Below are 12,904 nucleotides of genomic sequence, written 5' to 3'. Positions count from 1 at the left end.
GTATAATGCAATCTAATTTAAATTAACTTACAAGTCCTTTAAAATGAATTATCATATATATTTAAGGAGTGTAACGCGTGGCAACTAATAATGAAATTGAATTTAAACAGTTATTGTCTGAAGACGATTATCAAGCTATATACAACACCTATTTTTTAAATATCAAACCATTTAGTCAAACTAATTATTACATCGACACATTAAATTTCGATTTAAAATCTCATCAATCAGCTTTGAGAATTCGCGTTAAAGATGATGCATACGAAATGACGTTAAAAGTACCAGCTGAAATTGGTTTGATGGAGTATAATTTCGATACAATCGTTGAACCAAAACTAAACAAGCACATCAAAAGTCAGGATCTGCCCCAAGATATTTTAAACCAACTCCTAAAAATGGACGTAGATATTGATGCATTAATCGTCTTAGGAGACCTAACTACCGAACGTATAGAAAAAGAAATTAACGGAAATCTACTTGTTTTAGATAAAAATTATTACTTGGATTTCCAGGACTTTGAACTTGAATATGAAGTAAATGATTATAATGAAGGATTAGTTCAATTTAAATCGATTCTTAATCAATTTAATATCAATCATGAAATTCCAAACAATAAAGTCCAAAGATTTTTCAATCGCAAACGTAAATTAAACAACAGTTAATTGCGCACAATATTAAGAAGTCGAATTACTTCCAAATGTAAAAATTCATGTTATATTAGTATTATATTAATAGGATATGGTGATACTATGACTCAAACAGCTTACGAGGTTATCGGACAAGACGCCTTATTTAAAATGATTGACCATTTTTATGATATGGTTAAACGTGATGATAGAATCAATCATTTGTTTCCTGGAGATTTTGAAGAAACAAGCAGAAAACAAAAACAATTCTTAACACAATTTTTAGGCGGACCTCAACTGTATACAGAAGAACATGGTCATCCTATGTTAAAAAAAAGACACTTGGAATTTGTAATAACAACATACGAACGTGACGCATGGCTTGAAAATATGTATAAAGCTATTCAACAAGCAGATTTTTCTGCAGGCGTCGGGGATTATTTATATGAACGATTACGTTTAATAGCGAATCACATGGTTAATTCCGAAAATTAATTGTAGGTGAAAAAACATGGCTGAAGAATTAAAATTGATAAATGCTAATAGTCGTGAAGATGCAAATCTTTCACCTTTGAGTAAGATTGAAATTTATTCCTTTTTCGATCCATTCAGTAAAGAGTGCTTTAAATTGTCTGCGATACTTTCAAAATTACGACTTGAGTATAAACAATATATAAGTATTAGACATATTTTAAACCCTTCTTTACGTGTATTAACAAAATGCCAAGCACAAAGTACATCAAATTTAGATAATATTGCACTTGCCTATAAGGCCGCCGAACTCCAAGGTCGATTACGGGCGGAGCGTTTTATCCATCTTGTTCAAAATGAGATAATACCAAAACGAGATATTATCACTGAAGAGATGGTCAATAATTGTATAAGTAATGCTGGCCTTGATTATGAAGTCTTTAAAGAAGACTTACATAAAAGTGCTTTAAAGGAAAGCTTACAAGTTGACTTGCATATCGCTCGAGAAATGGAAATTGAAGAAGCACCCTCTCTTGTATTCTTTAATGAAGATATTCATGAAGAAGGTTTAAAAGTCGAAGGCTTGTACCCTTATCACATATATACGTACATCATAAACGAACTGATTGGTTCACCGATTGAAAAAGAACTCCCACCAAGTTTGGAAACTTACATCTATCAACAACAATTAGTAACCAAAGAAGAATTACTGACTATTTATGAATGGCCTGAAAAATTATTGAATAAAGAGCTGAAAAAATTAGCATTACAGCAAAAAATAGAAAAACTTAGCTCACCAGAAGGTAAATTTTGGAAGTCAAAAGTTTGAAATATTAATTTTGTTCATATCTATATCAATATACTGCACCATAAAACGTAGTATATTTTATGGTTAAAAACTTGTGACATACAACATGCTTACTTTCCGAATCAAAAGCTAAAAGCATAAGTCAAAATAAAATGACTTTAAAAGATTTTATATAGGTTAATGATTTATCTAGAAAATGTTTCATAAACTTATAAAAGTTAAATAAACATTTTGAATATACGCAAATATCATAGTAGATAGAATTACAAAATTTCATAAAAGTAAAGAAATGCCAACTTCTATATGAGGACTAAAGAAGTTGGCATTTTTATTTATCATTCCTAGTTATGATCACTCAATCACTTTTTTGTATAATATATACTTGCAATTACTTGCTTAGTAGTTGCTAATTGTTAATCATTATTTTCAATATACATTCATGTTTTATATAAAATTCCAGTCAAAATATATGCTGAAATATCTGAATAGTTATTCAATTTCTTATACATATAAAAGTCTTTAAAAATGAACATAAAAAAAACGCCGTGTCTGATTACACGGCGCTAAACAAAGGGGATGGGAGAAATTTTTCACTTCAAACAAAGGGGTATGTTTGTTATGTGATTAATTTCATGTATATAATATAACACGGTGTTATATACCTTTCAACCTTTAAAATTAAATAAATCTCCTTTGTCACAAACTTGTCATATTGTAAACGAATACATTCATACTAAGCTTTCATTAACTTTTCAAAAGCGTCTAATTTTTGTTCGAACACTTGGCAAGCTTGTTCAATTGGTTCTGGAGTTGTCATATCTACACCTGCATTTTTTAAGATTTCAATAGGATAATTTGAACTACCTTTTTTCAAGAATTCATTGATATATCGCTCAACAGCAGGTTTACCTTCTGTTAAAATTTGATGACTTAAACTTTGAGCTGCACTGTATCCGGTTGCATATTGATACACATAATAATTCATATAAAAGTGTGGTATTCTAGACCATTCTTTACTAATATTTTCATCTGTTTCAACAGAATCTCCAAAATATTTTCTGTTGAGCGCTGCGTATTCTTCATTCATACGGTTAGCTGTTAATGGTTCTCCTGCTTCTTCTATTTGATGGATTTTATGTTCAAACTCTGCGAACATTGTTTGTCTAAATAGTGTTGCACGGAAACGTTCAAGTTCTTGGTTTAATAGTAATAATCTGCGCTTGTCATCTAAATGTTTATCCATATAATCACTTAATAGTGCTTCATTACAAGTCGATGCAACTTCTGCAACGAAAATAGTGTAATCACTTAAATTAGATGGTTGATTTTGACGACTAAAGTAGCTATGTGCTGAATGACCAAATTCATGTACTAAAGTATACAAATCAGAAACAGTATTTGACCAATTTAGTAAAATAAACGGATTTGTTAAGTGTGCACCTGATGAATAACCTCCAGAACGTTTACCTTTATTTTCAAAGACATCTACCCATCGATGATTTAATCCTTCTTCTACAACTTTCATATATTCTTCACCCATCGGTTGTAATGCTTTCAACATCCAATCTTTAGCCTCTTCGTACGGCATTTCAAATTTAATATCTTTAACAAGTGGTGTGTAAACATCATACATTTTCATGTCATCTAAGCCCAATAGTTCTTTGCGCAATTTAGTATAGCGATGAAGTAAAGGTAAGTATTTATGAACTGTTTTCACTAAATTATCATATACAGCTTCTGGAATGTGATTATTACTTAACGCTGCTTCTCTTGCTGTTTTATAGTTATGTGTTCTAGCGTTAAAAACATTTTTCTTAACTTCTCCAGCGAGCGTCGCACTTAGTGTATTATTATAAGCACCGTATGCTTTATATAAATTTTCATAAGCAGATTGACGTAATACGCGATCATCTGATTCCAGACATTTAATGAATGTTCCTTGTGTTAATGAATGTCGTTGGCCTTCACTATCTATCGCATCTTCAAATTCTAAATCCGCATTACTAAACATGCCATACACATTGTCAGGTGTAGACAATGCATCTTGTGCTTCAGTTAGTAATCTTTCTTTATCTGCACTCAATACATGTGGTCTTTTTTCATTAATTAATTTTAAATCAAATTTGTAACGTTCCAAATCATCATTTTCATCAATAAATTTTTGTATCGTTGCTTCATCTATTTGTAGAATTTCTGGCACTAAGAAACTCCATGCTGAGCTGAATTTTATAATTAATTGATGTGCTCTAGATTCATAACCTGTGTATTTATCATTCGCTGTATCTTGATCTTGTTTTAAATGTGCATATACATATACTTTTTCTAACTTAGAACCTAATTCATCTTCTAGTGCTAATGCATTATATAGTGTAGATGAGCTATCAGCTAAGTGACCGACATATTGTTGTTCTTTGCCGATATTATTTTCTACTTCTTTAAATGCATCTTCAAAAGCATTGTCAGATTCAAAAATGGTAGATAAATCCCAAGTATATTCTGGATATTTACGTTCTTGCTCTTCTCTTGTTAATTGTTGTGTCATAATATCTAGTAAACCTCCTATAAAGTCTATTAGTATAATTTTCTCATGTCATGATTATTTTTGCACGCTATAACACCCATGATTATGATAGAATTGTTTGAACTTTTGAACAACGCTATGGCTTATTTGCGTTTTATCTATTTCAACATTATAAAAATGATTTAATTCTATCAGTTGTTTAAATCGTGTCATGTTAAAAGTGTGTGTACGCCACAAATATATAAGTTGTAATTGCCAATACACAGGATGTGACTTAATATAAATTTGTTCTGGGTAAATTATACCTATATATTTATTTACCCATGCATCCGTTAATTTTAAATTATACATCACACTTAAACTTGGTTCTAAAACTGAGTGTGTTTTACGGCAGTTTCTCAAATAAGTGCTTATAGCAATTTTGGATAATTTTAAGGGCTGTGTTGGCGCATGATAAACACGCTCTATTTGAATTTGATTAATTAATTGTGCAAATGTCATACAATGCCTTTTGGCAATAAATTGTTGCCCTCCTAAAAAATTAATCACTTTATAACCAAAAAGAATTTTATGTGTTGTATCCCACGATAATAATAATCTATTATGAATGTTAATAAAATTTCTTTCGTATTTTGATAAATACAAAACACTATTACTTTTATTATATTTAACTTTTTTTGTTATCCAATACACTTTATACCCAGCATTTTGTAAAGTTTTACTGCGTTTTGAAATACATGCTGTCGTTACTTTTGAAAATTGTATTTCTAATACAATTTCATCATCAATGATTAAATCAGGATATTGGTAACTTTGTGGTACATAAGGTTCGATGTTAACTTTGTGATTTAAGCCTTTTAACTCACGAGCAATATGGTATTTTAAATTAAAATGTTCTTGTGATTCATTTTTATGACAGTATGAACGATTATTACGGATATGCGCAAAATGAGGTGTATTGTATGTTCCTTTTTTTAATATCACTTTGCATTTACAAAATGGGCAACGATAATGCTTATTTTTTATCGCATCTTTTGCCCAAACGGCCTGATTTCGATTATTGTTCGCGTATAACATTTCTTCACCTCATTTAATTACACGTGATAAGCCATCAAATTACTATACTTTATTTAGAAATCACCTTGTTATTACATAAAGAATCTGAGACATAAATCCTAGAAAAATAGCACGCAGATGATTTAATTCAATTTATCTGCGCGCTTCTTTATTATTCAATACTTCGTATTGTTGACTTGCTTTCTTAGAAAACAGCTTCATACTGCAGTCTTCAGCTTATCCTGTTCCTTCAGTACCTCACCAAAATACAACGTATTCATACGTAATTTCACATTAAAATACTTTAAAAACAACGTCTTATATCAACCAAAATGATGTTAACAATTATTCTACATGTAGACACCCAATCTGTATGCTCTAGTCGTACAATAGAAAAAGATCAATAATGGTATCTGAATGATGTAGCTCTCACAGAATCAAATGACTTATTTTAAAACAATACAGAAAAAGGCAATTTCTATATGATTTCAATAGAAATTGCCTTTTTTCATTTGTCCAAGAACCTTATGTCCCAGACTGTCAGTCTCAAATTAATCTACTAATCAAATCATAATCATTGTTGATAATAATTTATATTAGTTTCTTTATCGTAGTTATTCTGTTGTATCAGGAAAATAACGACGTACTTGTGAAGCGACATTATGACTCATAATAATTTTTGCGTAATCGTTTAAATATACTTCTGATTTATCAGTAGGATATGCGAACTCAAGTAATTGACTGTAACTATCGTTAATTGTTTCTTGTCCAACTGTTTCATCAAAGTGAACAGCGTAGTAATATACATTATTAAAACTATATAATAAATCTTCAAACTCATCTGTTCTTTGATTATTATGGTAAGCATAATCAATTACTTCTTCCAAGTCATTAAATCTAACTATAACAGTACGTGTATTTTGCGGCTTACGTTTGTTGCGTTCTTGATCTTGTTGTGTCTCTTTTTGTTGTTGTCGTTGTTCAAATAAATCCTCTAAACTATCATCTTGATCAAATGTTTGTGATAATAAATCATTAACTTGATGATCTAATTGGTCATTGTCTTCATCAGACATATTGATAAGATCTTCGTTTTTAGATTTAGAAATTGTTACTTCAACGCCCTTTTCAAAAGCATGTACTTGAATCCATAAAGGACCTTCAACAACAAAATCTTCTTCTTCATTGATTTCTTCCATCATGTTCCAAAAGAATTCTTCTCCACGTTTGCGATTAGTCCATAAATCTTCTCGTTTAAAACCTCTTGCTTCTATATCACTATATGTTATAAATAGTTTAACGGTAGTATCGTCAACTCGCTCTATTCTCATATCATCTCACTCCTTACAGTCGATGAATAGTAATCATTATTGTATTAGAACGTAGTAAGAATTACAATTAATTTGTTTGATTAATTTTTACTATTTTCTATTTGGTCTCTTATAATAACATATACCCTTATAAAAGGCCAAAAAACAGCACTTTTTATAGAGTGCTGTTTGAATTTAGTCAATAATTATTCACAATCGAATAATCGATTTGTTTGACGTAAGTATACATTTATCTGTTATGGTAAACACAACAAAACCACAAAGCAACATCACAATAACATTACTTTATGGCTTAATCGCTCTATTTATAAATTAATCAACCATACGTTGCGCTTCTTGCAATTGGAACGTACGTACTTTTCTAGGTAAAAAACGTCTGATTTCATCTTCATTATAACCAACTTGTAAACGTTTATCATCTAAGATAATCGGACGTCTTAATAAACCTGGATTATCTTGGATAATTGAATATAAGTCTTGAAGTGGTAAAGCATCAATATCTACATTTAATTTTTGATAAGTTTTAGAACGAGTAGATATGATTTCGTCTGTTCCATCTTCAGTCATTTTTAAAATTTGTTTAATTTCATCAATTGTTAATTGTTCTGAAAAAATGTTACGCTCCGTATACGGAATGTCATGTTCTTGTAACCATGCTTTCGCTTTACGGCAAGATGTGCAACTTGGTGAAGTAAATAATGTTACCATACATCTCACTCTCCTATTTTTCATGAATATAAATTCATTAGATTTCAATTTTTATATGATTAAGAAATTACTAAGTCATTTTTACCTCTCTTAACCTTACAATTAAAGTATACCCTATCAACATTAAAATTAAATGAGAATTCTCTAATTTTTTTAAAAATTTTCAAATAAGCTTAATTCCCAATCAATTTAGTTAGAAATATTGATATGTATACAGTTTAACATAACTTACAAATGATTGAAATACTGTTATACTATTACTAAAGTAGATAAATTAAATTATTAAAAAGGTAGGCATCAAAAAATGGAAACTTTATTTTCTGGTATCCAACCTAGCGGCATCCCAACGCTTGGTAATTATATTGGTGCGTTGAAGCAATTTGGTGAAGTCCAAGAAGACTATGATTGTTTCTTCTGCATCGTGGATCAACACGCAATTACAATTCCACAAGATCGATTAAAACTACGTAAACAAACAAGACAACTAGCAGCAATTTATTTAGCTTCAGGCATTGATCCAGAAAAATCAACATTATTTATACAATCTGAAGTGCCAGCGCATGTGCAAGCTAGCTGGATGTTAACAACTATTTCATCTATTGGTGAATTAGAACGCATGACACAATTTAAAGATAAAGCAGTAAAACAAACGGAAGGTATACCAGCTGGCTTACTTACATATCCTCCATTAATGGCAGCAGATATCGTTATTTATAACACAAACATCGTTCCTGTTGGAGACGACCAAAAACAACATATTGAATTAACTAGAAATTTAGTAGACCGATTCAATTCACGTTACAACGATGTTCTTGTAAAACCAGAAATACGCATGCCAAAAGTTGGTGGTCGTGTTATGAGTTTACAAGACCCAACGAAAAAAATGAGTAAAAGTGATGATAACCAAAAAAATTATATCTCATTGTTAGATGAACCCAATGTTGGCGCTAAAAAAATAAAAAGCGCAGTAACAGATTCAGATGGTATTATTAAATTTGATCGTGACAATAAGCCTGGCATTTCAAATTTATTATCTATCTATTCAAGTTTAACTGATAAAACAATTGATGAACTCCAAACACAGTATAAAGATTCTAACTATGGTGAATTTAAATCAGATTTAGCTGAAATTGTAAAAGACTTTTTAGTTCAGTTCCAAGAAAAATATGAGTATTATTTCAACTCAGATGAATTAGATACGATTTTAGATAATGGTAGAGAGAAAGCTCAAAAAGCTTCATTTAAAACATTAAAAAAAATGGAAAAAGCAATGGGCTTAGGTCGAAAAAGATAATCTAAAAATCAAAAAAATTGGCATACATCTCATTCTAAAACAGACCAATCCAAATTAAAGGATTAGTCTGTTTTTTCAACTTTCGATACATATATTAATCTGGTTGTGCCCCCCGATTTCATCATTCCTTCTACAACTATCCACGTGATTTTAGCAAATTACAATTTTGTTTAGTTGATGAATGCTACATTAACACCGTAATTTTTGAAATATATCAATTTGCTCTTACAATATCAATAATCATTTATTGTCAGTTCTTCTGTTGGAAAGTAATTATTTAACAAGGATTAAAAATGTATGATATCAAAGAATACGCCACTCTCTATATAATGACATAGAAAGTGACGTATTTTCATTATTTCAATAAGTTGTACTCAAATTTCATTTTTCACTTATTTTATTTCTTTTTACCAGTTTCACGGTCAATTGATTTATCAATGCTTACTTCTTTTAGCGAAGTATCACCACCAATTTGGTGATAGAATAAACCTTTGACTTGTGGATTGGTTAAATGTGCTTCCCCTTTTTGATATATAGGTGCTACAGGTGCATCATTGAGTAATAATTCTTCCGCTTCTTTCATCGCTGCATTACGTTCTTCAGGTTTTTTCAATAATTTACCATTCGCATCTTTAACGAGTTGGTCGTATTTTTTATTACCCCAAGCGGTATTATTTGAAGGATTACCTGTTGTCATAATTTCCAAGAATGTTAGAGGATCTGGATAATCTGGCCCCCAACCTGATAACGATGCTTCAAATGTTTCAGAATGTTCTTGATTTACTCTCTGTTTAAACGGTAATTGTTTAATCTTCAAAGTGACACCTGGTAAATTCTTCTCTACTTGTGCTTTAATATATTCTGCTGAAATCTTTGCATCTGGTGTATCTTCAGTATTCATGGTAAACGTCAATTCTTTCACACCTAAATCTTTTTTCGCTTTTTCTAAGTGTTTCTTAGCTGCTGTCGGATTATATGCAAGTGGTGAATCTATAGATTCGGCAAAGTCTTTGCCGTCAGGTGTTTCTGCCGTTAATTTAGCTGTGAACCCATCTGTCGCTTTTGATCCATTATTTTTTACAGAATTCACATACCCCTCTTTATCAATCGCTTGCGAAATAGCTAATCGCATATCTTTATTTTTAAATTCAGGTACATTATCTTGATTTAACTTCATATAGAACGTACTAGCCAACAAACGTTTTTTCAAACCAGGATTTCCTTGATATTTATCCACTTGGTCGGCGGTGATAGTAGTATCATCTACAGAATCAGTGTCATAAAGTGATGCTCCTGCTTGCTGGTCTTTTAACACTTTATAATTTACACGGTCTAAATGAACTTTTTTCTTGTCCCAATAATCTTCATTTTTAACTAATTGAATTTTATCTTCTACTTTCCAATCTTGAACTTTGAACGGACCATTAAACACTGTTTTATCTGCAGTTGTAGCATATTGTTCACCATGCTTTTTCACAACTTTTTCTTTTTGTGGCAAGTATGTGCCAAATGCAAGCATTTCATTAATATATGGTATTGGCTTATTTAGTTCAATTTTTAATGTGTGGTCATCTAACGCTTTTACACCTAATTTATCAACATCTTTTTTACCCATATTAATGTCTTCAGCATTTTTTAAGTCATACATTATGTAAGCATATTCTGAAGCTGTATCTGGATTGACAACACGTTTCCATGCAAAAACAAAATCTTGTGCAGTAACTGGATCCCCATTAGACCATTTTGCATCCTTACGCAATTTAATTGTCAATGTCTTACCGCCATTACTTTTCTTTGGCATTTCTTTAGCGACACCTGGTTGTGCTTTATCATTCTTATCCAAAGTGTAAAGACCTTCATAGACTTGATTGAATAAATCAAAAGATACCGTGTCGGTCACTAGTGCAGAGTCTAATGAAGAAATATCTTGTGGTATCACTTTTCTAAATACTTGTCCTTTGTCCGAGTAGATACCTTCAGCACTGCTACATCCCGCTGTAATCACCGTTAAAGCTAATAAAACTATAAATAGTTTAATCCTTTTCATATTAATCCCCCTTCCCCTTATACTGATGGTGCTTGCATTTGAGATTTTAATGTTTCTGCTTCTTCATCCGTAGTAAATACAAAATGGCCAGGTTGTATTTCATTTAATGACCGTTGATTATTTTTGGATGTGTCTTCTTTATACACTGTTCTTTTTCGAGAACGTTCACTTTCAGGATCCGGTTGTGGTACTGCTGAAAGCAATGATTTCGTGTAAGGATGTAACGGATGATTGTATATTTCATCTGCAGAACCTAATTCGACAATTTTACCAAAATGCATTACTGCTATTCTGTCTGAAATATATTTCACCATTGAAAGGTCATGGGCAATAAATAAAAACGTAATATTGTGTTCTCTTTGCAACTTTAATAACAAATTAACGACCTGGGCTTGTATTGACACATCTAACGCTGATATTGGCTCATCTGCAATAATAAATTCTGGTTCTACTGCTAATGCACGTGCAATACCGATACGTTGTCTTTGACCGCCTGAGAATTCATGTGGATAACGATTGGCATGTTCTTTGCTAAGACCTACTGTTTCTAATAAATTGTACACTCTTCTTTTTCGGTCTTTTGTCCCACTAGCTAGCTTATGAATATCTATCCCCTCTGCTACGATATCCATGACTTTTAACCTTGGGTTTAATGAAGCATACGGATCTTGGAAAATCATTTGCATCTTTTTATTAAACTTCAACGAATCTTTACGGTTTTTTATTTTTTGAATATCGATACCTTCATAAAGTATTTCTCCATCAGTTATATCATTGAGTTTAATAATAGCTTTACCAGTTGTAGATTTTCCACAACCAGATTCACCAACTAATCCAAATGTTTCCCCTTTATAAATATCAAATGAAATATTTTCAACTGCACGCACTTCGTTACGCTTTCCTTCATTAAAATATTGTTTAACATTTTTCACTTGTAAAAGTATGTCTTTATTTTGCATCATCAAACGCCACCCTTTCTACTTGTTGCGGTTTATCGTAATTATTTGGCATCTTACGTAAACGTTTTTGTACCATTTCTGGTGGTTCAACATGAGGTGCACGCTCGTCAAGTAACCAAGATTTCACAAAATGTGTATCAGATATTTTGAACCATGGTGGCGGTGTTTTAAAATCCACATCTAATGCATATTGGCTACGTTCAGCAAACGCATCTCCTTTAGGCGGGTGTAATAAATCTGGTGGTGTACCTGGAATAGCTAATAATTCTGTTTCTGAACCAGTCGTTAAATCAGGCATCGATGATAATAGTCCCCAAGTATACGGGTGTTTAGGGTCATAAAATATTTCATCTACATCCCCTGTTTCAACCATTTGACCACCATACATAACAGCTACTCTGTCTGCTATATTAGCAACAACACCTAAATCATGAGTGATGAAAACGATTGAAGTACTTATTTTACTTTGTAACTCTCTCATCAATTCTAATATTTGAGCTTGCATCGTTACATCAAGTGCAGTAGTTGGCTCATCAGCAATTAATACTTTAGGCTCACATGCAAGTGCTGTCGCAATGACTATTCTCTGTCTTTGTCCCCCTGAAAATTGATGTGGATAGGCATTAAAACGTTTTTCAGCGTTTGGTAAACCGACAAGGTTTAATATTTCCAATGCTCTTTTTTTCGCATTTACTTTATTGTAATTTCTATGTTTCATTAGTGGTTCCATAACCTGCTTGCCTATTTTCATTGTAGGATTAAGCGAAGTCATCGGATCTTGAAAAATCATAGAAATATCTTTTCCTCGTAATTTAATTAACTCTTCTTCTGATTTTTGAGCTAAGTCTTCACCCAAGAAATTAATAACACCTTTTTTAATTCTCCCTGTATCACCTTGGAATAATTTCGTAATAGCTTTTGTTGTCACTGATTTCCCAGAACCTGATTCACCAACAATCGCTAGTGTTTCTCCTTTATCTAGAAAGAAATCCACGCCACGTACTGCTTGCACTTCCCCTGCGTCAATATCAAAGGAAACATGCAAATTGTTAACTTCTAATATTCTTTCTGACATAAAATGTT

Annotated in this window: 11 protein-coding genes; 4 read left to right on the top strand and 7 right to left on the bottom strand. The window is 31.6% G+C overall.

Annotated elements, in window-relative coordinates:
* The first annotated feature begins 77 nt into the window (after positions 1 to 77).
* From AB1J10_RS11335 to yjbH, 3 genes are all read left to right on the top strand, one after another.
* Positions 78 to 662, top strand: coding sequence for a CYTH domain-containing protein (locus AB1J10_RS11335; RefSeq protein ID WP_046208062.1), 585 nt, complete (start codon positions 78 to 80; stop codon positions 660 to 662).
* Positions 663 to 749: 87 nt separating this feature from the next.
* Positions 750 to 1,121: a globin domain-containing protein gene (locus AB1J10_RS11330; protein WP_070038082.1), complete on the top strand. Its 372-nt coding sequence runs from the start codon at positions 750 to 752 to the stop codon at positions 1,119 to 1,121.
* Positions 1,122 to 1,137: 16 nt separating this feature from the next.
* A complete protein-coding gene (yjbH, locus tag AB1J10_RS11325; RefSeq protein WP_064209425.1) occupies positions 1,138 to 1,926 on the top strand; it encodes a protease adaptor protein YjbH in 789 nt (262 codons plus the stop codon).
* A gap of 712 nt (positions 1,927 to 2,638) precedes the next feature.
* Here yjbH and pepF read toward each other — a convergent pair.
* From pepF to spxA, 4 genes are all read right to left on the bottom strand, one after another.
* Positions 2,639 to 4,447 (bottom strand): oligoendopeptidase F, encoded by a 1,809-nt coding sequence (gene pepF / locus AB1J10_RS11320; protein ID WP_064209426.1) that lies wholly within the window; start codon positions 4,445 to 4,447, stop codon positions 2,639 to 2,641.
* Between the two features lie 54 nt (positions 4,448 to 4,501).
* On the bottom strand, positions 4,502 to 5,503 hold the full coding sequence (locus tag AB1J10_RS11315) for a competence protein CoiA (RefSeq protein WP_070038085.1): 1,002 nt from the start codon (positions 5,501 to 5,503) through the stop codon (positions 4,502 to 4,504).
* 593 nt (positions 5,504 to 6,096) lie between these two features.
* Positions 6,097 to 6,813 (bottom strand): adaptor protein MecA, encoded by a 717-nt coding sequence (mecA, locus tag AB1J10_RS11310; protein ID WP_064209428.1) that lies wholly within the window; start codon positions 6,811 to 6,813, stop codon positions 6,097 to 6,099.
* Positions 6,814 to 7,125: 312 nt separating this feature from the next.
* The gene (spxA, locus tag AB1J10_RS11305; RefSeq protein WP_369003121.1) at positions 7,126 to 7,521 is read right to left on the bottom strand and encodes a transcriptional regulator SpxA; all 396 of its coding nucleotides are present in this window, start codon (positions 7,519 to 7,521) and stop codon (positions 7,126 to 7,128) included.
* A 304-nt stretch (positions 7,522 to 7,825) separates the two neighbouring features.
* On the opposite strand from spxA, the gene trpS reads away from it, so the two are divergent.
* Positions 7,826 to 8,815 carry a tryptophan--tRNA ligase gene (gene trpS, locus AB1J10_RS11300; protein WP_046208056.1) on the top strand — a complete coding sequence of 330 codons (990 nt, stop codon included), beginning with the start codon at positions 7,826 to 7,828 and terminating at the stop codon, positions 8,813 to 8,815.
* A 397-nt stretch (positions 8,816 to 9,212) separates the two neighbouring features.
* On the opposite strand, the gene AB1J10_RS11295 is transcribed toward trpS, so the two are convergent.
* Genes AB1J10_RS11295 through AB1J10_RS11285 form a run of 3 tightly spaced genes read right to left on the bottom strand, consistent with a single transcriptional unit; the run spans position 9,213 to position 12,896 of the window.
* On the bottom strand, positions 9,213 to 10,862 hold the full coding sequence (locus AB1J10_RS11295) for a peptide ABC transporter substrate-binding protein (protein ID WP_107365458.1): 1,650 nt from the start codon (positions 10,860 to 10,862) through the stop codon (positions 9,213 to 9,215).
* Positions 10,863 to 10,879: 17 nt separating this feature from the next.
* A complete protein-coding gene (locus AB1J10_RS11290) occupies positions 10,880 to 11,821 on the bottom strand; it encodes an ABC transporter ATP-binding protein (RefSeq protein WP_150822840.1) in 942 nt (313 codons plus the stop codon).
* Positions 11,811 to 12,896, bottom strand: coding sequence for an ABC transporter ATP-binding protein (locus AB1J10_RS11285; protein ID WP_046208053.1), 1,086 nt, complete (start codon positions 12,894 to 12,896; stop codon positions 11,811 to 11,813). Before AB1J10_RS11285 ends, AB1J10_RS11290 begins: the two co-directional genes overlap by 11 nt.
* Between the last annotated feature and the right edge of the window lie 8 nt (positions 12,897 to 12,904).

The sequence above is a fragment of the Staphylococcus cohnii species complex 1663 genome (assembly GCF_041008415.1).
Classification (GTDB): domain Bacteria; phylum Bacillota; class Bacilli; order Staphylococcales; family Staphylococcaceae; genus Staphylococcus; species Staphylococcus ureilyticus.
The sequence above is the reverse complement of the archived record's forward strand: the minus strand, read 5'-3'. Positions and strand labels throughout refer to the sequence as shown.

Bases quoted from the DNA above. Each gene is read 5' to 3' on its own strand.
- AB1J10_RS11315 (WP_070038085.1), bottom strand. From the start codon at position 5,503: ATGTTATACGCGAACAATAATCGAAATCAGGCCGTTTGGGCAAAAGAT.
- trpS (WP_046208056.1), top strand. From the start codon at position 7,826: ATGGAAACTTTATTTTCTGGTATCCAACCTAGCGGCATCCCAACGCTT.
- yjbH (WP_064209425.1), top strand. From the start codon at position 1,138: ATGGCTGAAGAATTAAAATTGATAAATGCTAATAGTCGTGAAGATGCA.
- AB1J10_RS11290 (WP_150822840.1), bottom strand. From the start codon at position 11,821: ATGCAAAATAAAGACATACTTTTACAAGTGAAAAATGTTAAACAATAT.
- AB1J10_RS11295 (WP_107365458.1), bottom strand. From the start codon at position 10,862: ATGAAAAGGATTAAACTATTTATAGTTTTATTAGCTTTAACGGTGATT.
- AB1J10_RS11285 (WP_046208053.1), bottom strand. From the start codon at position 12,896: ATGTCAGAAAGAATATTAGAAGTTAACAATTTGCATGTTTCCTTTGAT.
- spxA (WP_369003121.1), bottom strand. From the start codon at position 7,521: ATGGTAACATTATTTACTTCACCAAGTTGCACATCTTGCCGTAAAGCG.
- AB1J10_RS11330 (WP_070038082.1), top strand. From the start codon at position 750: ATGACTCAAACAGCTTACGAGGTTATCGGACAAGACGCCTTATTTAAA.
- mecA (WP_064209428.1), bottom strand. From the start codon at position 6,813: ATGAGAATAGAGCGAGTTGACGATACTACCGTTAAACTATTTATAACA.
- pepF (WP_064209426.1), bottom strand. From the start codon at position 4,447: ATGACACAACAATTAACAAGAGAAGAGCAAGAACGTAAATATCCAGAA.